Here is an 18957-nt window from a genome sequence, read left to right as displayed (position 1 = left end):
CCGGCCGGTGCGGGGCCCCACCCATGTCCACGCATGTCTACGGCGCCGGGGTCACTCGCCCTCGCGCCGTACCGACAGCAGGTCCTCCAGCTGTTCCTCGCGCGCCTGCGCCGCCACGAACAGCAGCTCGTCGCCCGCCTCCAGCGTCTCGTCCGGGGTCGGCGTCAGCACCCGCGTACCGCGGATGATCGTGACCAGGGACGTGTCCTCGGGCCAGGTCACATCCCCGACCTGGGTACCGGTCACCGCGGACTCCGGCGGCAGCGTCAGCTCGACGAGGTTGGCGTCGCCGTGGCTGAAGCGCAGCAGCCGTACGAGATCGCCGACGCTCACTGCCTCCTCCACCAGCGCCGACATCAGCCGCGGCGTGGAGACCGCCACGTCGACACCCCAGGACTCGTTGAACAGCCACTCGTTCTTGGGATTGTTGACCCGGGCCACCACGCGCGGCACGCCGTACTCGGTCTTGGCGAGCAGCGAGACGACCAGATTGACCTTGTCGTCGCCGGTCGCCGCGATCACCACGTTGCAGCGCTGCAGCGCCGCCTCGTCCAGCGAGGTGATCTCACAGGCGTCGGCCAGCAGCCACTCGGCCATCGGCACCCGCTCCACCGAGATGGCGGTCGGCGCCTTGTCGACCAGCAGGACCTCGTGCCCGTTCTCCAGCAGTTCGCCCGCGATGGAACGACCCACCGCGCCTGCCCCCGCAATCGCGACGCGCATCAGTGCGCCCCTCCTTCAGGACCCTGGGCGAATGCCGCCTCGACCTTCACGATGTCGTCGGTACGCATCATCACGTGGACGAGATCCCCCTCCTGCAACACGGTCTGGGACGTCGGCAGCATCGCCTCGCCCAGCCGCGTCAGGAACGCCACGCGCACGCCGGTCTCCTCCTGGAGGGTGCTGACCTTGTGGCCGATCCAGTCGTCCGGAGTGTGCACCTCGGCGAGCTGGACCCCGCCGCTCGGGTCGCGCCACAGCGGCTCGGCGCCCGAAGGCAGCAGTCGGCGCAGCATCTGGTCGGCGGTCCAGCGGACCGTGGCGACCGTGGGGATGCCCAGCCGCTGATAGACCTCGGCCCTGCGCGGGTCGTAGATCCGGGCCGCGACGTTCTCTATGCCGAACATCTCCCTGGCGACCCGGGCGGCAATGATGTTCGAGTTGTCACCGCTGCTCACAGCGGCGAAGGCGCCCGCCTCCTCGATCCCCGCCTCGCGGAGCGTGTCCTGGTCGAACCCGACCCCGCTGACGCGTCTGCCGCCGAAGCCGGAGCCGAGCCTGCGGAACGCCGTGGGGTCCTGGTCGATGACCGCGACCGTATGTCCCTGCTGCTCCAGGGTCTGCGCGAGTGCGGAGCCCACCCGGCCGCAGCCCATGATGACGACGTGCACGCCCCTACCCCGCCGTCCTGGTTGCCACGCTGACCTGCGAAAACACCTGTTCACTCTTTCTTGTCGACCTGCCGGGCACCATTGGGGCAACCGTACGCGGCATTCCCCGAGCCACGAGCTTATGCGGGAACGTGCACGTTGCCTTCATCACGATCGTCCCAAGAACCCGTGCCCAGGCCGGGTAATAGGGGTACTGGCCGCACGGTGACCTGTTCGAACGCATACGATCCTCCCCGTGTCCAAACTGACCGACGTGCCCAAGCGGATCCTGATCGGACGGGCGCTGCGCAGCGACAAGCTCGGTGAGACGCTGCTGCCCAAGCGCATCGCGCTGCCCGTCTTCGCCTCCGACCCGCTGTCCTCGGTGGCCTACGCACCCGGGGAAGTGCTCCTGGTGCTGTCGGTCGCCGGCGTCTCGGCGTACCACTTCAGCCCGTGGATCGCGCTGGCCGTCGTCGTCCTGATGTTCACCGTCGTCGCCTCGTACCGGCAGAACGTGCACGCGTACCCCAGCGGCGGCGGCGACTACGAGGTGGCCACCACCAACCTCGGCCCCAAGGCCGGCCTGACGGTCGCCAGCGCCCTGCTGGTCGACTACGTGCTGACCGTGGCCGTGTCGATCGCCTCGGGTGTCGAGAACCTCGGCTCCGCCATCCCGTTCGTCGTCGAGCACAAGGTCATCTGTGCCGTCGTCGTCATCGTGCTGCTGACGCTGATGAACCTGCGCGGGGTCAGGGAATCCGGCAAGCTCTTCGCCATCCCGACCTATGTCTTCGTCGGCGGCGTCTTCATCATGATCATCTGGGGCGCCATCCGCGGCCTGGTGCTGAACGACACGATGAACGCGCCCACCGCCTCCTTCCACATCAAGGCCGAGCACAGCGGCCTGGCCGGCTTCGCCATGGTCTTCCTGCTGCTGCGCGCCTTCTCCTCCGGCTGCGCCGCGCTCACCGGCGTCGAGGCGATCAGCAACGGCGTACCGGCCTTCCGCAAGCCCAAGAGCAAGAACGCGGCGACGACCCTCGCCCTGATGGGCGGCCTCGCCGTCACCATGTTCTGCGGCATCATCGTGCTGGCCATGACCACGCACGTACGGATGGCCTCGGAGCCGGCCACCGACCTGCTGAAGAACGGCGTCCCCGTCGGCAGCGGCTTCGTCCAGGACCCGGTCATCTCCCAGGTCGCCGCGGCCGTCTTCGGCCAGGGCACCTTCCTCTTCGTGGTCCTCGCGGCCGCCACCGCGCTCGTACTGTTCCTGGCGGCGAACACCGCGTACAACGGCTTCCCGCTGCTCGGCTCGATCCTCGCCCAGGACCGCTACCTGCCGCGCCAGCTGCACACCCGGGGCGACCGGCTCGCCTTCTCCAACGGCATCGTGCTGCTGGCGGGGGCCGCCGCGCTGCTCGTCATCATCTACGGGGCCGACTCCACCCGGCTGATCCAGCTCTACATCGTCGGGGTCTTCGTCTCCTTCACCCTCAGCCAGACCGGCATGGTCCGGCACTGGAACCGCCACCTGCGCACCGAGCGTGACCAGGCCAAGCGCCGCCACATGGTCCGCTCCCGCGCCATCAACGCCTTCGGCGCCTTCTTCACCGGGCTCGTGCTCGTCGTCGTCCTGGCGACCAAGTTCACGCACGGCGCCTGGGTGGCGCTGCTGGGCATGGTGATCTTCTTCGGGACGATGACGGCGATCCGCAAGCACTACGACCGGGTGGCCGACGAGATCGCGGCGGCCGAGGGCCCGTCCGACGACACGATAAAGCCGTCCCGCGTGCACTCGATCGTGCTCGTGTCCAAGCTGCACAAGCCGACCCTGCGGGCGCTCGGCTACGCGAAACTGATGCGCTCCGACACCCTGGAGGCGCTCAGCATCAGCGTCGACCCGGCGGAGACGAAGGCGCTGCGGGCGGAGTGGGAACGGCGCGGCATCAACGTGCCGCTGAAGATCCTCGACTCGCCGTACCGGGAGATCACCCGGCCGGTCATAGAGTACGTACGCGGCCTGCGCACCGAGAATCCGCGTGACGTGATCAGCATCTACATCCCCGAGTACGTGGTCGGCCGCTGGTACGAACACCTGCTGCACAACCAGAGCGCGCTGCGCCTCAAGGGCCGGCTGCTGTTCACGCCGGGGGTCATGGTCACCTCCGTGCCGTACCAGCTGGAGTCGTCGGAGCTGGCGAAGCAGCGGGCGAAGCGGCGGGGCATGTACAACGCGCCGGGGGCGGTCAGGCGGGGTCCGGTGGACGCGCGCCCGAAGGACACGTCAAAAAAGTGACTGGCGATCGGCCGGACGGCAGCCAAGTAGACTGACGGGCTGCGGTCCGGCCGATTCGCTTTGACGCGTCCTTCCGCTGGTCCGTTGGTCCGTCCTTCCGCCTCGATCCACCGTTCCCCCTGATCCCTGGAGCCACCCCTTCATGTCAACGCAACCCCAGCCTTCAGAGCAGGCTTCGCTGGTCGGGGAGGAGTACGAGGTCGAGGTCGGCCCCGTCGCACACGGCGGCCACTGCATCGCCCGTACCTCGGAGGGCCAGGTGCTGTTCGTCCGGCACGCGCTGCCCGGCGAGCGGATCGTCGCCCGGGTCACGGAGGGCGAGGAGAACTCCCGCTATCTGCGCGCCGACGCGGTGAAGATCGTCGAGGCGTCCAAGGAGCGCGTCGAGGCGCCCTGCCCGTACGCGGGCCCCGGCCGCTGCGGCGGCTGCGACTGGCAGCACGCCAAGCCCGGCACCCAGCGCCGCCTCAAGGGCGACGTGATCACCGAGCAGCTGAAGCGCCTCGCCGGCCTCACCCCGGAGGAAGCCGGCTGGGACGGTACGGTCATGCCGGCGCCCGGCGACAAGCTCCCGGCGGGCGAGGTGCCGGCCTGGCGCTCCCGCGTGCAGTACGCGGTGGACGAGGACGGCCGGGTGGGGCTGCGCAAGCACCGCTCGCACGACGTCGAGGTCATCGACCAGTGCCTGATCGCCACGGAAGGCGTCAGCGAACTGGGCGTCGAGCACCGCGAATGGCCGCAGATCGCCTCGGTCGAGGCCATCGCCGCCTCGGGCTCGGGCGACCGTCAGGTCATCGTCGCCCCCCGCGCCGGCGGCCGGCTGCCGCTGGTCGAACTCGACAAGCCGGTCTCCGTGCTGCGCGTCGAGGAGCACGACGGGGGAGTGCACCGCGTCCACGGCCGCGCCTTCGTCCGCGAACGCGCCGACGGCCGCACGTACCGCGTCGGCATGGGCGGCTTCTGGCAGGTCCACCCGCAGGCACCGCAGATCCTGGTGGAAGCGGTCATGCAGGGCCTGATGCCCCGCAAGGGCGACAGCGCCCTGGACCTCTACTGCGGCGTCGGCCTCTTCGCGGGCGCGATCGCCGAACGCGTGGGCGAGACGGGCGCGGTGCTCGGCATCGAGTCGGGCAAACGCGCGGCGGAGGACGCGGTCCACAACCTCCAGGACCTGACCCGGGTCCGCATCGAACACGGCAAGGTCGACGCGGTCCTGCCGCGCACCCGCATCACGGAAACAGACCTGATCGTCCTGGACCCCCCACGCGCGGGAGCAGGCAAGCAGGTGGTCAACCACCTCACCACCCTGGGCGCCCGCAGAATCGCCTACGTGGCCTGCGACCCGGCAGCCCTGGCCCGCGACTTGGCCTACTTCCGCGAGGGAGGCTACAAGCCGCGCACACTACGGGCGTTCGACCTGTTCCCGATGACCCACCACGTGGAGTGCGTGGCGATCCTCGAACCCATCGCAAAGGGCGCCTGACGAGTCAACACGCTTCAGTGGCCCACCAGTTCACTGCCTGGCAGCGCGATCTCCAGATAGGGGTTGGCGATACGACCGGTGCGCAGGCCGAGGAACTCCGTCGCACGGGACAGGGTGAGCGAGTACGAGCTGAGTGCCCTGTCCACGTTCGGGGCGTCCAGTACGTCCGCGGTGACCAGGCGGTCCAAGTCGATGTAGGCGGAGCGGACGATCTCGATGCACCGGTAGTAGCGCCACTCTTCCTCCCAGCCCTTGGTGAAGCCACTGTCCAGTTGACTGCTCCAGCGGTGGAGCATCCGGTCGCGCAGGCCCGGGTCGTGCGGTGTCAGATGAAGATGCCGCACCAGATCGTAGAGCGGGTCCCCGACCATGGCCATTTCCCAGTCGATGATGGTGAGTTCGCCGGACGCACGGTCCCTGACGAGGTTCCAGGGGTTGAGGTCACCGTGCAGCAGCACCGAGTTCCGCGGTGTGACGAACCGACCTCCCAGCAGATCTCGCAACCGTGTCGCGTCGGGCAGGCCCAGGGCGACGGCGAGTTGCCGTGACTCCTCAGGCAGCGCGGCCACCATCTTGACGAGTTGCGCGCTCAACCACTGGTAGAAGTCCCCGTACGACGGGCCGAAACGAAGGCGCTCCGTCGGCACTCGCGTCAGTGCGCACAGCTGGTCCACCAGGTCGTCCGCCTCGCGGGGGCTCAGTCCGTCCACCGGGTGCTCGGGCGGACGGATCCTGTCGGCCGTACCGACGTAGGAATGAACGGCGAAGGCATCGTTGGGCTTGCTGGTTCCGAAGGCGAGCAATTGGGGTGCGCGCACGTCGCCCTCGACCGCCGCGAGGGCAAGCAGCACGTCGTGCTCTTCCAGGAAGCGCGGCTCCCTGCGGGTCCTGTCGTTCAGTCGTCGCCGCACGATCACGGGTTTCCCGCGCCGGCCGACGCGGACGGCCGTGTTGAGATGCCCGGTCCCCTTGAAGACGTGTTCGGCGGGGGCGGCGCCCTCCCTGCTCAGCGCTTCGACCACCGCGTCATGCGGCAGGCCGACTCGCGCCCCATCGTTCTCCGCCCAACCGGTGCCGCACCACTCCACAGTCACGGCAGAGGCGGCGGCCCTCGACGCCCGGCCGGGGAGCGCCGCATGCCAGCGGTAGAGAGCGCTGCGGATCTCTTTCACGTCCGGAACACTTCTGAGCCGCAGAGGTCGGGCTGCCAGTTCGAGTGCGCGCCGTACCGACTCGGTCGCTGTTTCGAGGCCCGTCGGTTCGGCTTCCAGGCCCAGGGAATGAGCCGCGCGCATCACATCCGGGTAGACGGACTGTGCGTGTTCGAAATCGATGTAGTGCTGTACATCGGTATCCAGTCCGTGCACCGCCTTTGGACGCACGCTCCGCATCGCACGCGCCCATGCCTCTTTGACGTCGTCCCACTGGGCGGCGGGGTAGCGCATCCGGACGAGGTGGGTGGCGAGGTCGTGCAGCGGGTCGCCGTAGGAGGCGAGTTCCCAGTCGACGCAGATCAGCGGCGCGTCCGACTCGGAGTAGGAGAAGATGACGTTGTCGCGGTGGAGGTCGGTGTGCAGCAGGCTGAACGGTCTGTCCACCATCGAGGGGACCCGCCCGGCGAATTCCTTCATGGCGTCTTCAGGGACGCCGAGCGCCGCGAACAACCCTCCGAAAGCGGGCCAGTTCGGCAGCCGCACCTGTGTTTCGGTGAGGGTGGTGAGTGTCCGCAGAAAGCTGCCGCTGCTGCCTTCACAGGGCCACGACGGGGGTAGTTCAGGGAGACGCTCCCTGTGGACTGCGGTCATCTCGGCGAGCAGACCGGCCAATGCATGCAACAACCGCTCATCCAGCGGCATTTCATCAGGGCAGACGGTCGAGAGCGGTACTCCCTGGACATAGCTGTGCACGGCCGAACCGTCGCCTTTGGCGAGGCACTGCGGGACGTACTTCAGCAGCCCTTTGATGGATTGCAGGATCTGGGTCTCGTCCTGCCAGGTGCGCAGGACTACAGGAAGCAGACCGGCGTGCCGACGGCGCAGGGTGACGGGGACACCCGGTTCCAGACCGAGCAAGGCGGCCATGTCTTCGGCCGGGGACACCACGAAGTTGTCGTGGTGGTGTCCGCGCTGTTGGACGCCCTGGCGCAACGCATAGCTGGCGAAGCTGTCGTACGCGCCCAACGATGCCTTATCGGACAATGGGACTCCGGCCGCATGGGGAATTGCACCCAGCGTCGTTCCCACAGTATCGATCGCCAGAGTGATCGGTGCATATCTAACCACCAAACCCCACGCGTTTACTCAGCTCCCACGTTAACAACGCCGCCACGGATGCTCGTGGTTACCCCGTACGGATGACGGTGCATCACGATGACGACGTGTCATGGAGCGTCTTCCGATGCTGCCTGTCATGCCTCGGCACCTCCTATCCACCCCGAACGGCTTCGAGCACCTGATCCAACGAACTGACGATGCGCTCTGCCCCCGCACTCTTCAGCTGAACCCGCTTGGCCTCGGTCTTCGCGTAGCCGATGAAGGCAATGCCTGCCTTGTGGGCCGCCTCGCAATCCGCTCCGGTGTCGCCGATCATCAGGGACTCCGCAGCTGCGGCGCCGGTCGACTCCAGAGCTCGGATCAGACAGTCGGGGTCCGGCTTGAGGCGGAGCAGATCTTTCGTACGGCCGTGGACATGCGGGGCGAAGTAGTCGAGGAGCCCCTTCGTGCTCAGGTAACTCTCCACGACAGAAGCCGAGTTGTTAGTCGTGACGGCGAGCTTGTAGCTCTTCGCCCACAAGGCGCGTATCAGCTCGTCGGCGTGCGTCGTCGGTATCGCCCCGTGTGCGGCGCGCAGTTCGTGCGCGGTGAGCCTCTCCTCCAGTGTCTCGACCAAACCGCTGTTCGGGTAGAGCCGGCCGGCGAGCCTCACCACCGCGTGCGGGTCCTTCCAGTTGACACCTTCCGCGCGCAGCAGTTCCTCGGTGTTCAGCGTGCGGAGACAGCTGACGAGGTCGTCCGCCACCTGCTCCGCCGGGTGGCCGGCGAACAGGTGGCAGACCGGTCCGTCGAAGTCGAACATCACGCACGTCACTGGTTCGAGGAGTTCCAGGAGAAGAGACACATCGTTCCGTCCGTCGAGTGCGGGTCGGCAACTGCGCGGGAAAGGCCTGGCAACGGTGTTGTTCCCCTGAACCTTGCGCCACTGCCTTACCCGCGAAGGCGGAGTATGGCCTCCGTTCGGCACCGGCATCGTCAGAACCACATAAGAACGCTACAACGGGAGCATTCCGGAATGGCCCGGATACCCGCCGTCGGGTGCCCGTTGCCTGTCAAGAGGCTCAGTCGAGCGCCAGATCGGTTGCGATGGTCTGCCAGAGCGCGTTGAACCACGCCTGGGACTGGGTCACGAACGCTCTGTCCCGTTCGAGTTCGTCGGCGCGGAACGCGAACAGCGGCGATTCGCCGCCGATGGCGTCGAACATCTCGACGGCCGTCGCGTTGATCTGCTCCTCACGCTTCTGCACCCGGTAGTAGGCGAACAGTGCCTCGGAGCCGTTGAGGAGGTAGAGCTTGACCGGCGGCGTGAAGGGCATCGCCCTGAATTGGATGTCGATGTCGATGTCGTGCGCGGCGCCCAGGCCGAGCAGATGGTCCCGCAGGACCGAACCGTGGGAGTTGCGCTGCCTGAGCCAGCGCCGGTGCACCGGGTCGCGGTCGTTCGGGTTGTCCACCATCCGGGGAAAGGCCAGGTCGATGTCCCGGTTGGGCAGCAGTACGCGGACCGTGACGGTGGACGGCGCGGCAGCCCGTTCGTGGATCAGCCTGCGCTGCTCACCGAGCGCGGCACTCAGCGATTCGGCCGTCAGACACAGGGCGTCGATGCGGACATCTGTGGCCGCGAACGCGTCGTTGATGCGGGGGCCCAGGGCGACCAGCGTCTCCTGAGGCATTCCGGCCACGGCTTCACGGCGTATACCGCGGCCGGCGATGCGGGGCGGCGCTCCTCGGGTGACCTCGGTGAGCAGTCCGTCCCTCTGGAGCAGTCTGACCGCTTGGCGGATCACGCCTCGCTGCACACCGAACTCCTCGGCCAGCGCGGCCTGGGTCGGCAGAGCCGCGCCGACTGCGATGACTCCGTCGTCTATGCGTTGGCGCAGGACCTTCGCCACGTCGTCCGACGTGGGCCTTCCCGTGCCGTCCGGTGCGCTGCGATCAAAGGTCACAGGATCACGCTACAACTTGTCGCCATCTGGCGGGAGTTATCTGGAGAGTTGGTTATGAGTGGCAACCAAGAGGGAATAACTCCCATAGTTGGTCGCCAAGTCGCTTCCAACTAGCCGAACGAGGTGAACGACCCGCTCCGACCGTGGCCCGCCCAGTGCCGTACGGGCTGCTCGATCCAGGCGCGTCCAGTCGCGCTCCCCCTCCTGCGCGTGGTGCATCTCCGAGTTGTCCGCTGTCGAAGGAGCGACGCCCATGCCTGTGATCGCCATCGCATTAGAACAGTTCATCCAGTGGAAGTACGGCACGGTGGGAGCCGTCGCGCTCCTGCTGCTCAGTGTCGGGTTCAAGATCAAGAACTCTACCTGCGCGGGAATCGGCGCCATCATCCTGGCCCTGCTGGTCATGCAGCCGGGCCTCGGCTGACCGGGCCCGGTAGGCCGGTCCTCCCCGGCCGGCCTCCGCCAAGGGGTGGGTCCAGCGGATCGAGGATGCGAGGTTGCACGGCTTCTGGGCCGAGCTGATGCGGCAGCTCCGTAACCGGCGGCCGCAGCCGGTCGGCGCCGTGTGAGGAGCCGTCAGGACGTGGACGCTGCGCGGCTCATGGGCCTGGGGTTGGTCCGTCGGGTTTGCCGCGCTTGATGGCGGCTTCGACCGCGGTGCCGATGCGGCGCAGTGTCGACAGCTCTTGGGGTTCGAGCTCGTCCATCAGGTACTCGCGGACCGCGGCGACATGTCCGGGCGCCGCGGCGACGACCTCCTCGTAACCCGCCTCGGTCAGCGTCGTGTTGGTGCGTCTGCCGGGGCCGGGAACCCGGGCTCGTGTGAGCAGTCCGCGCTTCTCCAGCCGGCCGACGACGTGCGACAACCGTGACAGCGACGCTGACGTGCGTGCTGCCAGGTCGCTCATCTGGAGGGTGTGGGCCGGCTCCTCGGACAGTACCGAGAGCACCATGTACTCGAAGAAGGTCAGTTGGGACTCGCGCTGCATCCGCGCGTCCAGGGCCGCGGGCAAGCTGATCATGATCGCGGAGTTGGCCAGCCATGCCGCCAGCTCGTCACGGTTCAGCCATCGCGGCGCTGCGGCAGATCCGTCGGTATCCGCCGCACCAGGCCCTTCTGCGGCCGGTTCCTCCTGGGCCTGACTGGGGCGCTGTCCCCTGCCTCCCGCTGGTGTCTCTGCCATGCCACGACTCTAACAGCAGTTGTTGACGCTTCAAGTCCGGAGGTGTAGTTATTGACGCATCAAGTTCACTTCGCGTCGCAGGAAAGGACTACCGGATGCAGGTCACATCGCTGGGTGGGCTGGAGGTCTCGCGTATCGGACTCGGAGCCATGGGCATGTCGGCGTTCTACACGGGCGCCGGACGTGCGGACGCCGAGTCGATCCGTACGATCCACCGCGCTCTGGACCTCGGTGTCACGCACCTGGACACCGCAGAGGTGTACGGGCCCTACGTGAACGAGGAACTGGCGGGGCGCGCGATCAAGGGGCGCCGGGACGAGGTCGTACTCGCCACCAAGTTCGGCCTCGTCTCCCACACCGGCCGACCCGGCCTGGACGGCACGCCCGCCAACGTCAGAGCCGCCGTGGACGGCTCGCTGCGGCGGCTCGGCACCGATCACATCGACCTCTACTACCAGCACCGGATCGACCCCAGTACCCCCGTCGAGGAGACCATGGGAGCGCTGAGCGCTCTGGTGGCGGCGGGCAAGGTGCGCCACGTCGGGCTGTCGGAGGCATCCGCGGCGACGATCCGCCGGGCCCACGCCGTTCACCCGGTGTCCGCCGTCCAGACCGAGTACTCGCTGTGGACCCGCGACCCTGAAACGGAAGTGCTGCCCACGCTGCGGGAGCTCGGGATCGGACTCGTCCCCTACTCGCCGCTCGGACACGGCTTTCTCACCGGTGACATCCGCTCCCTCGACGGCCTCGACGCCACCGACTGGCGGCGCACCAATCCCCGTTTCACCGGCGACAACCTCACCCGCAACCTGCGCATCATCGACGAGGTCAGCGAGATCGCCGTCGATGTCGACGCGACGCCCGCCCAGGTCGCTCTGGCGTGGCTGCTCGCACAGGGAGAAGGCATCGCGCCCATCCCCGGAACGAAGCGTGTCGACCGGCTGGAGGAGAACAGCGCGGCCGACGGCGTCCGGCTCACCGCCGGCCACCTCGCCCGTCTGGACGACCTGGCGCCGGCGTCCGGTGATCGTCACGCGGAGCCCGACATGGCCGTGATCGATCGCTGACCCACCGGTTGAGCCCTCCGGGCTCGGACCGGATGGCGACGGTGGACAACCCTTGCGGCACGGATCGGCCGTGCCGCGTTCGAAGACGAATGAATGGAGCTGGACAACGTGCGGAGCAACGTGATCCGTGTCGGCATCATCGGAGCTGATACGAAGGCGAGTTGGGCGGGGGCATCCCACATACCCGCACTCGCGGCGCAGCCGGAGTTCTCCTTGGAGGCCGTGGCCACCCGGCACGAAGAGAGCGCTCGTCGCGCGGCCGAGACCTTCGGGGCCAGGCGGTGGTTCGCGGATCCCTACGCGCTCATCGACGACCCGTCGATCGACCTCGTCACCGTCGCGGTGAAGGTCCCGGCCCACCGTGAGCTGGTCCTCGCCGCCCTGGCGGCGAACAAGGCGGTGTACGCGGAGTCCCCGCTGGGCACGACCGTGGCGGAGGCGGAGGAGATGGCCGAAGCGGCCGGTTCGCTGCACACCGCGATCGGTCTGCAGGGCCGGCTCAACCCGTCGGTCCGCCGGGCGGCGGAGATCATCGCGCAGGGCTGGCTCGGGCGACTGCTCTCGGCGCGGGTCACCGCGACGACATTCGGCAACGGCCCGGAGTCGGTGAGCACGTACGAGTACTTCGACAAGGCGGCGGCGGGTGCCGGGTTCCTGACGGTCGCGGCGGGACACGTCCTGGACGTGGTCGAGACGGTTCTGGGTGACATCACCGAAATCGACGCGCGTACGGAACTCCTCTGGCCGGAGGTCACGTTGGCCGACACCGGCGTGACGACCGTCCGGGAGGTCCCGGATCATCTCGACGCCATCCTCAAGACCTCGTCGGGCGCCCCGGTGGGCGTGCAGATCCTGGCCGGCGTGCCCGTACCGGATGCCCAATTCCGCATGGAGGTCCGTGGATCGGACGGCTGGCTGAAGTTGACGGGCAGTCACCCCGCGGGCGTTCAGGTCGGCGACCTCGTGTTGTCGTCAAGCGTGGACTTCACCCCGCCGGACAGCCCCGTCGCCACAGGTGCGGGCCCAACTGCCGCCGAGATATGGGCAGGTGCGTCCATCAACGTGGGCGAGGTGTACGCCGGCCTTGCCCGCGACATCGCGAATGGGACCCACCACACGCCGGGGTTCCGGCACGCGGCCCACAACAGCCGCTTGATCGCCCGGGTCGGCCGGGCGGCACAGACCGGCATCCGTCAGTAACGCGGCGGTAGGGCTGCGGGGTTGGGACGCTGATAGGAGTGGTCGCCTTGCCTGCGATGGGTGGTGACCTAGCGCCCGCCGGCCGTCGCGTAAGCACGCATCTGCTCGGCCAGCCGGTCGAGTTCGGCCACCGTCGAGGGCGAGGCGTCGCTGAGTCCGCTGTGTACGGCTGTCGGGCTGCGCAGGAAGCGGCGTAGCAGGGGTACGAGCGGGCCTTCGGGCAGAGTCCGCAGCGCGACGAATGCGCGAGGGACCGGCGGCGTCGGGAGGGCGGTCAGGTTCTGCCGTACGACATGGAGCATGGCGCGGACCGCGTCCGGGTCGTCGGCGAGCGCCACCGGGCCGCCCGCCGTGTGCACCGCCTGCCCGAGCGGCACCTCGAACGCGGCGTGCGTCTTGAGCCAAGCGTCCATGCGGGGCTGAGCCTTGGCGTTGATTCCGGCCGTGCGGAACGCCCGCACGATCCGTTCCAGTCGAGGGGTCGTCCGGCCGTCGGGTTCGCCGATCGGCGTCGCGACCCGGCGGGTCGTGAAGTTGGCCGCGCGGTAGCGGACGACGCCACCGTCCATCGTGCCGCCGTCCGTGGGGAAGCCGAGCAGTACCCGCTCGTGGCCGATCGCCGCGCCCAACGGCTCTGGACCTGCCGCCCAGTTGAGCAGAAACAGTACGGGGGCTTCGAGGCCGGCGAGTGACTCCAGCACCGCGTCCACCTGGTGGGTGCGGACGAAGACGGCGATCAGGTCGTACTCGCCCGCCGGGTGGTCGACCACCGGTACCGGTACCCGTCTGACGGTCGGGCTGTCTCCTTCGGCGAGCTGTACGCCGTGTCGGCGCAGGGCGGCCAGGCGCTCGCCCCGGGCGAGGAGTGAGACGTCGAGCCCGGCCTCATGCAGGCGGGCGGCGAACAAGGTGCCGGTGACCCCGGCGCCGTACACGAGCAGTTTCATGGCAGCTCTCTTTCGCGCGCTCGGTTGAGTCAAACGTTCGTTTCAATCAAACGACTGTATAGTACGCCCGCATGGCGACACCCGACACCCGCACCAAGATCCTCGACGCGGCCGAGCACCTCTTCGCCGAGCGCGGTTTCCGCGGCACCTCGGTCCGCGCGATCACCGACCTCGCCGGGGCGAACCTGGCCGCCGTCGCGTACCACTTCGGCTCGAAGGCGGAGCTCCTGGCCGTGGTCGTCCGCCGGGTGGTTGAGCCCATCAACGCCGCGCAGAGCGCCGGACTCGACCGGCTGCTCGCCAGCGGGCAGGAGCCGTCGGTCGCCGAACTGGTGGAGGCGTTCGCCGGCCCGCTGTTCGACGAGATGCCCGGCGGCGACGAGGGCGGCGCCCGGACGTCCCGGCTGATCGTGACGATCCTGGGCGACCCGGCCGAGGAGATGCGCAGCTGGACGGGCCCGGCCGAGGACACGGTCCGCGACCGCTATCTGACGGCCTTCGCGCGCGCACTGCCCGAACTGGCCCCGGAGGAGCTGTGGTTCCGGATGCGGGGGATCCTCGCCGTGACGGCCGTGGACCGCGTCGACGTATACAACCGGCACCCCCCGGTCGGCGTGTCCCCGCCGCCGGGCGACGCGGCCCGGCGCTGGGCGATCACGTTCCTGGCGGCGGCGATGAGCGCGCCGCCGACGGGGAGCGCCGGCCGGTGCCACCGAGCGTAGTCGCCCGGCCTGACGAAGACTGGTCACAGGTATCCACGGACAAACCCTCCCTGAATCCGGCCGCCGCGATCCGGCAGGCTGCAAGCAGCCAGGAATCACCGCAGCAGGCTGCGTGAAGGAGCCGACAAAGATGACCAGGACCACGTACGAGATCCCCGACCAGGCCGGGAAGCTGGCCGTCGTCACCGGCGCGAGTGACGGGCTGGGGCTGCAGATCGCCACCAGGCTCGCCTCGGCAGGGGCCGACCTGGTGCTGCCGGTCCGCAATCCGGGTAAGGGCGCGGCCGCCGTCGAGCGCATCCGCGCCGCCGCGCCGCGCGCCAGGGTCACCACGACGGATCTCGACCTCGCGTCCCTGGCGTCGGTCCGCGCGCTGGGCGACAGGCTCCTTGCGGACGCCCGGCCGGTCGACATCCTCATCAACAACGCGGCGGTGATGACCCCGCCGACGCGCCACGAGACCCAGGACGGGTTCGAGCTGCAGCTCGGAACCAACTTCCTGGGCCACTTCGCGCTGACCGCCCACATCTTCCCGCTGTTGCGCGCGGCGTCCGCCCGGCCCGACGCGTCCGCACGGGTGACGTCGATGTCCGCGCTCGCCGCCCGCTCGGGCTCCTTCCGGTGGGACGACCTGCAGTACCAGGGCAAGTACGAGGCGATGAAGGCGTACGGCCAGTCCAAGCTGGCCCAGATGCTCTTCGCGCTCGAACTGGACCGGCGCAGCCGTACGGCCGGCTGGGGCATCGTCTCCAACACCGCGCACCCGGGCCTGACGGTCACCAACCTGCAGACCTCGGGGTGGAACATGGGCAGCGACAAAATCAGCATGCGCACGAAGAGCTTTCGACTGGCCCCGAAGCTCGTCCCGTTCCTCGTGCAATGGCCCGAGAGCGGCGCGCTGCCCGCGCTGTACGCGGCGACCAGCCCCGACGCGCGCGGCGGCGCCTTCTACGGTCCCGACGGCTTCGCCCACCTCACGGGCGGCCCGGCCGAACAGAAGCTCTACCGCACCGCCGAGGACCTGGACGCGGCGAACCGGATCTGGGCCGAGGCCGAACGGCTCACCGGGACCAGTTTCCCCGCAGCGTCTCCGGCCCACTGAGCATGGACCGTCACCAGCTGGCCGACTTCCTCCGCACCCGCCGGGAGGCGCTGCAGCCCGAGGACGTGGGGCTGCCACGCGGGCAGCGCCGGCGCACGGGCGGGCTGCGCCGCGAGGAGGTCGCGGCGTTGTGCGGCATGTCGGCCGACTACTACAGCCGCATCGAGCAGCAGCGCGGCAGCCGCCCGTCGGAGCCGATGCTGGCCGCCATCGCCCGTGGCCTGCACCTGTCGCTGGACGAGCGCGACCACCTGTTCCGCCTGGCCGGGCACCCTACGCCGGGGCGCGAGACCCGCCTGGAGCACGTCGACGCCGGCCTCATGCGCGTACTCGACCGGCTGCAGGACACCCCGGCGCAGGTCGTCACGAGCCTCGGCGAGACCTTGCTGCAGACCCCGCCGGCCGTCGCGCTGCTCGGCGACGAGACGGCCTACGCAGGCCTCGACCGCAGCATGTTCCACCGCTGGTTCACCCGGCCCGACGCCCGCCGGATGTACCCGAGCGAGGACCACGACACGCACAGCCGGGCCTTCACCGCCGACCTGCGGTCCCTCGCCGCCCGCCAGGGACCTGCCGGCCGCGCCGCCGCCCTCGCCCGCCGACTCCTCGACGCCAGTCCGGAGTTCGCCCAGCTCTGGAGCGAGCACGAGATCACGGCGGAGCGCGGCCACCGTAAGCGCATCAGGACCGCCGAGTTGGGCGTGATCGAGGTGTACTGCCAGCTGCTGTACGACCTCGAACAGGACCAGGCCCTGCTGATCTTCACCGCCACGCCGGGCAGCGACAGCCACGAGAAGCTCCAGCTGCTGTCGGTGATAGGAGCCCAGAACCTCGCCGCACCTCCGTGACCTGCCACGGCGCGTGTCTCATCGTTTTCGATTTGCTTCGATTCAGGTCCCGACAACGCGGTCAGCGAACCTCAGCAAGGCACCGGCGTTCTAACCATGGGTGGTACTGCCGACAGCGACCGTTTCGCGGGGCAGCTCGGCCGTCTGCGGATCTGGGCCGGAGCGATGACTGCCGGCCAGGTCCGTTCGCGTGTCATCGCCGGCGACTGATCCGGTCCCGGTGGGCGAAGAGGTCCCCTCTTCGACCACCGGCTCGGCCCCGTCCCTCCCCACAAGGGCGGAAAGGCAGAACCGGCCGGAATCGAACCGGCGTCCTCGCGGTTTTGGAGACCGCGCGCGACGACCGCTGCGCTACGGCTCTGCCCCGACCGTCATCCTTCCTCATCTCGCCCCCTGTCTGTTGTCCGCATACGTCTCGCCGTCCCCCGGCGGGCGGGTCCAGGAGCGGTTGGTGGTGGGGGCGGTGAAAAATGTTCGGGAGTCGTGTCGATCCGCGGCTGCGCCGTTCGACCTTGGAGTACGAGGCGCGAACGGCGACCTCTTGAGCGAAGGAGACCGACTGTGGCGAAGTACATGCTGATCATGCGGGGCACGGACGAGACCATGGCCACGATGATGGAGACGCCCTTCGAGCAGATGCTGGAGACGGTGGGGCGGTTCAACGACGAGTTGATCAAGGCCGGTGTGCTCGTCGCCGCCGAGGGGCTCGACGATCCCGGTCAGGGCGTGGTGGTCGACTTCGCGGGCGAGAAGCCCGTGGTCACCGACGGGCCGTACGGCGAGACCAAGGAGCTGTTCGGCGGCTTCTACCTGATCGATGTGGCCTCCAAGGAGGAGGCGGTCGAGTGGGCCAAGCGGCTGCCGTCGATCCCGGGGAGCAAGGTCGAGGTGCGCCGGGTGCCGGGCATCGACGAGTTCCCGCAGGACAACGAGTGGATCATCAAGGAGCGGGCCTGGCGCGAGCGCACCGGTCAGCTCTGATGCCGCAGGGCACCGACGGCCCGCCGATCACCGAGTCGGTACGGCGGGTCGTCGAGGCCGTCTGGCGGATCGAATCCGCCAGGATCGTCGGCGCGCTCGCCCGCTACACCCGGGACTTCGAGCTCGCCGAGGACGTCGCCCAGGAGGCGGTCGCCGAGGCGCTGCTCGTCTGGTCGCGCGACGGGCTCCCCGCCGACCCGGTGGGGTGGCTGCTCGCGACCGCGCGGCGGCGCGCCATCGACGGTTTCCGCCGCCGGTCGGCGCTCGACGAGCGTTACGCCGTGCTCGCCGGCACGCTCGGCGAGGGTGAGGCGAGTTCCGGCGCGGCGGTTCCGCAGGGCCGGTCGGACGAGCTGCCCTGGGACCCCGACCGGATCGACGACGACGTCCTCGCGCTGATGTTCGTGGCCTGCCATCCCGTGCTCTCGCCCGAGGCTCGGGTGGCGCTGACGCTGCGCGCGGTCGGCGGTCTGACGAGCGAGGAGATCGCCCGCGCCTTTCTGGCGCCCGTACCAACGGTCCAGGCGCGGATCACCCGGGCCAAGAAGACGATCGCGGCGGCGCGGGTCCCGTTCGAGCTGCCGCCCGCCGAGGAGCGGCGGGAGCGGCTGGTCGGTGTCCTCGGCGTGCTGTACGTGATCTTCACGGAAGGCTCCACGGCGACGGCCGGCGAGTCCCTGCTGCGTACGGACCTGGCCCACGAGGCGATCCGGCTGGCCCGCGTACTCGCCGCGCTGCTGCCCGACGAGCCCGAGGTGCACGGTCTCCTCGCCCTGTTCGAGCTGACATCCGCGCGCTTTCCCGCGCGCACCGGCCCCGACGGCGAGCCGGTGCTCCTGGAGGACCAGGACCGGAAACTCTGGGACCGGTCCGCGATCCGCCGCGGACTCGCCGCGATCGGCCGCGCCTCCACACTGGGGCGCGGCCTGGGGCCGTACGGGCTGCAGGCGGCGATCGCCGCCTGCCACGCGTCGGCGCCGTCGGTGTCGGAGACCGACTGGGAGCGCATCGTGCTGCTGTACGAAGCGCTGGGCCGGGTCGCGCCTTCCCCCGTCGTCGAGCTGAACCGGGCCGTCGCCGTCGCCATGGCCCACGGACCGGGGCAGGCTCTGGCGATGGTGGACGAACTGGTCGCCACCGACCGACTGTCGGGGTCCCACCTGCTGCCGAGCGTGCGCGGGGAACTGCTGATCCGCCTCGGCCGGACCACCGAGGCACGCACCGAGCTGGAGCTCGCCGCCCGGCTGTGCCGCAACGCCCGCGAACGCTCGGTGCTGTTGCGTAAGGCCGCCGCACTGTCGTGACGGTACTGCCGTGACGGCGTGCGGTTAGGTGCTGACCGTTCCTCGGCTGTACGGGCGGTTCCTCACGCGCGTTGAGCGGTGCGAGTGGCCTCCCAGGCCGCCTCGATCATGCCGAAGATCTCGGCCACCGCGGCCTGGGGATCGGCCGCCTCGCGGGCCAGCGAAAAGGCGTCGAGGACGAACCGCGCGATGGTCCGGCTCGCCGTGGTGGTCCGGGACAGCTCCGGA

General features: G+C 69.2%; 17 protein-coding genes, 1 tRNA gene and 1 pseudogene. 10 read left to right on the top strand and 9 right to left on the bottom strand.

Going from position 1 to position 18957, the window contains the following annotated elements; translation table 11 throughout:
• Positions 1-51 precede the first annotated feature (51 nt).
• Together HY68_RS00565 and HY68_RS00560 are read right to left on the bottom strand one after the other, a co-directional pair.
• Positions 52-723 carry a TrkA family potassium uptake protein gene (locus HY68_RS00565; RefSeq protein ID WP_041983303.1) on the bottom strand — a complete coding sequence of 224 codons (672 nt, stop codon included), beginning with the start codon at positions 721-723 and terminating at the stop codon, positions 52-54.
• Positions 723-1391, bottom strand: a complete 669-nt coding sequence (locus HY68_RS00560; RefSeq protein WP_041983301.1) for a TrkA family potassium uptake protein — start codon at positions 1389-1391, stop codon at positions 723-725. Before HY68_RS00560 ends, HY68_RS00565 begins: the two co-directional genes overlap by 1 nt.
• A 235-nt stretch (positions 1392-1626) precedes the next feature.
• Between HY68_RS00560 and HY68_RS00555 the strand changes: the two genes are divergently transcribed.
• Positions 1627-3672: an APC family permease gene (locus HY68_RS00555; protein ID WP_041983298.1), complete on the top strand. Its 2046-nt coding sequence runs from the start codon at positions 1627-1629 to the stop codon at positions 3670-3672.
• Between the two features lie 142 nt (positions 3673-3814).
• On the top strand, positions 3815-5155 hold the full coding sequence (locus tag HY68_RS00550) for a TRAM domain-containing protein (protein WP_041983296.1): 1341 nt from the start codon (positions 3815-3817) through the stop codon (positions 5153-5155).
• A 14-nt stretch (positions 5156-5169) separates the two neighbouring features.
• Here the strand turns inward: HY68_RS00550 and HY68_RS00545 are convergent, their stop codons facing one another.
• From HY68_RS00545 to HY68_RS00535, 3 genes are all read right to left on the bottom strand, one after another.
• Positions 5170-7353: an aminoglycoside phosphotransferase family protein gene (locus tag HY68_RS00545; protein ID WP_241778442.1), complete on the bottom strand. Its 2184-nt coding sequence runs from the start codon at positions 7351-7353 to the stop codon at positions 5170-5172.
• 226 nt (positions 7354-7579) lie between these two features.
• Positions 7580-8272, bottom strand: coding sequence for an HAD hydrolase-like protein (locus HY68_RS00540; protein WP_241778441.1), 693 nt, complete (start codon positions 8270-8272; stop codon positions 7580-7582).
• A 217-nt stretch (positions 8273-8489) separates the two neighbouring features.
• The gene (locus tag HY68_RS00535; protein ID WP_041983290.1) at positions 8490-9374 is read right to left on the bottom strand and encodes a GntR family transcriptional regulator; all 885 of its coding nucleotides are present in this window, start codon (positions 9372-9374) and stop codon (positions 8490-8492) included.
• Positions 9375-9627: 253 nt separating this feature from the next.
• On the opposite strand from HY68_RS00535, the gene HY68_RS43355 reads away from it, so the two are divergent.
• Positions 9628-9798 (top strand): hypothetical protein, encoded by a 171-nt coding sequence (locus HY68_RS43355; RefSeq protein WP_198533180.1) that lies wholly within the window; start codon positions 9628-9630, stop codon positions 9796-9798.
• A gap of 175 nt (positions 9799-9973) precedes the next feature.
• Here the strand turns inward: HY68_RS43355 and HY68_RS00530 are convergent, their stop codons facing one another.
• Positions 9974-10558: a MarR family winged helix-turn-helix transcriptional regulator gene (locus HY68_RS00530; protein ID WP_078863362.1), complete on the bottom strand. Its 585-nt coding sequence runs from the start codon at positions 10556-10558 to the stop codon at positions 9974-9976.
• A 95-nt stretch (positions 10559-10653) separates the two neighbouring features.
• Here HY68_RS00530 and HY68_RS00525 point away from each other — a divergent pair, with 95 nt between their 5' ends.
• Positions 10654-11625: an aldo/keto reductase gene (locus tag HY68_RS00525; RefSeq protein WP_041983286.1), complete on the top strand. Its 972-nt coding sequence runs from the start codon at positions 10654-10656 to the stop codon at positions 11623-11625.
• Between the two features lie 93 nt (positions 11626-11718).
• Positions 11719-12825 (top strand): Gfo/Idh/MocA family oxidoreductase, encoded by a 1107-nt coding sequence (locus HY68_RS00520; protein WP_241778440.1) that lies wholly within the window; start codon positions 11719-11721, stop codon positions 12823-12825.
• A gap of 68 nt (positions 12826-12893) precedes the next feature.
• Here the strand turns inward: HY68_RS00520 and HY68_RS00515 are convergent, their stop codons facing one another.
• Positions 12894-13772, bottom strand: a complete 879-nt coding sequence (locus HY68_RS00515) for a 2-dehydropantoate 2-reductase N-terminal domain-containing protein (RefSeq protein WP_041983283.1) — start codon at positions 13770-13772, stop codon at positions 12894-12896.
• Between the two features lie 71 nt (positions 13773-13843).
• Here HY68_RS00515 and HY68_RS00510 point away from each other — a divergent pair, with 71 nt between their 5' ends.
• From HY68_RS00510 to HY68_RS00500, 3 genes are all read left to right on the top strand, one after another.
• Positions 13844-14494 (top strand): TetR family transcriptional regulator, encoded by a 651-nt coding sequence (locus tag HY68_RS00510; RefSeq protein WP_041983282.1) that lies wholly within the window; start codon positions 13844-13846, stop codon positions 14492-14494.
• Positions 14495-14624: 130 nt separating this feature from the next.
• Positions 14625-15596, top strand: a complete 972-nt coding sequence (locus tag HY68_RS00505) for an SDR family oxidoreductase (protein WP_041983280.1) — start codon at positions 14625-14627, stop codon at positions 15594-15596.
• Positions 15597-15598: 2 nt separating this feature from the next.
• Positions 15599-16444 (top strand): helix-turn-helix transcriptional regulator, encoded by an 846-nt coding sequence (locus HY68_RS00500; RefSeq protein WP_041983278.1) that lies wholly within the window; start codon positions 15599-15601, stop codon positions 16442-16444.
• Positions 16445-16730: 286 nt separating this feature from the next.
• On the opposite strand, the gene HY68_RS00495 is transcribed toward HY68_RS00500, so the two are convergent.
• Positions 16731-16805: transfer RNA gene (locus tag HY68_RS00495), tRNA-Trp, on the bottom strand.
• 200 nt (positions 16806-17005) lie between these two features.
• On the opposite strand from HY68_RS00495, the gene HY68_RS00490 reads away from it, so the two are divergent.
• Together HY68_RS00490 and HY68_RS00485 are read left to right on the top strand one after the other, a co-directional pair.
• Positions 17006-17425, top strand: a complete 420-nt coding sequence (locus tag HY68_RS00490; protein ID WP_041983275.1) for a YciI family protein — start codon at positions 17006-17008, stop codon at positions 17423-17425.
• Positions 17398-18729: an RNA polymerase sigma factor gene (locus HY68_RS00485; RefSeq protein WP_041994909.1), complete on the top strand. Its 1332-nt coding sequence runs from the start codon at positions 17398-17400 to the stop codon at positions 18727-18729. The genes HY68_RS00490 and HY68_RS00485 overlap by 28 nt, the downstream gene beginning before the upstream one ends.
• Positions 18730-18791: 62 nt before the next feature.
• On the opposite strand, the pseudogene HY68_RS44630 reads toward HY68_RS00485, so the two are convergent.
• A pseudogene (locus HY68_RS44630) lies at positions 18792-18957 on the bottom strand (TetR/AcrR family transcriptional regulator); the annotation flags it as partial.

The organism is Streptomyces sp. AcH 505 (assembly GCF_000818175.1).
GTDB lineage: Bacteria > Actinomycetota > Actinomycetes > Streptomycetales > Streptomycetaceae > Streptomyces.
Note: the sequence above shows the minus strand (reverse complement) of the source record. Positions and strands in the feature narration are given on the sequence as shown.

Coding starts and splice junctions, on each gene's coding strand:
- HY68_RS43355 (WP_198533180.1), top strand. CDS start 9,628: ATGCCTGTGATCGCCATCGCATTAGAACAGTTCATCCAGTGGAAGTAC.
- HY68_RS00515 (WP_041983283.1), bottom strand. CDS start 13,772: ATGAAACTGCTCGTGTACGGCGCCGGGGTCACCGGCACCTTGTTCGCC.
- HY68_RS00525 (WP_041983286.1), top strand. CDS start 10,654: ATGCAGGTCACATCGCTGGGTGGGCTGGAGGTCTCGCGTATCGGACTC.
- HY68_RS00510 (WP_041983282.1), top strand. CDS start 13,844: ATGGCGACACCCGACACCCGCACCAAGATCCTCGACGCGGCCGAGCAC.
- HY68_RS00505 (WP_041983280.1), top strand. CDS start 14,625: ATGACCAGGACCACGTACGAGATCCCCGACCAGGCCGGGAAGCTGGCC.
- HY68_RS00565 (WP_041983303.1), bottom strand. CDS start 723: ATGCGCGTCGCGATTGCGGGGGCAGGCGCGGTGGGTCGTTCCATCGCG.
- HY68_RS00520 (WP_241778440.1), top strand. CDS start 11,719: ATGGAGCTGGACAACGTGCGGAGCAACGTGATCCGTGTCGGCATCATC.
- HY68_RS00550 (WP_041983296.1), top strand. CDS start 3,815: ATGTCAACGCAACCCCAGCCTTCAGAGCAGGCTTCGCTGGTCGGGGAG.
- HY68_RS00530 (WP_078863362.1), bottom strand. CDS start 10,558: ATGGCAGAGACACCAGCGGGAGGCAGGGGACAGCGCCCCAGTCAGGCC.
- HY68_RS00500 (WP_041983278.1), top strand. CDS start 15,599: ATGGACCGTCACCAGCTGGCCGACTTCCTCCGCACCCGCCGGGAGGCG.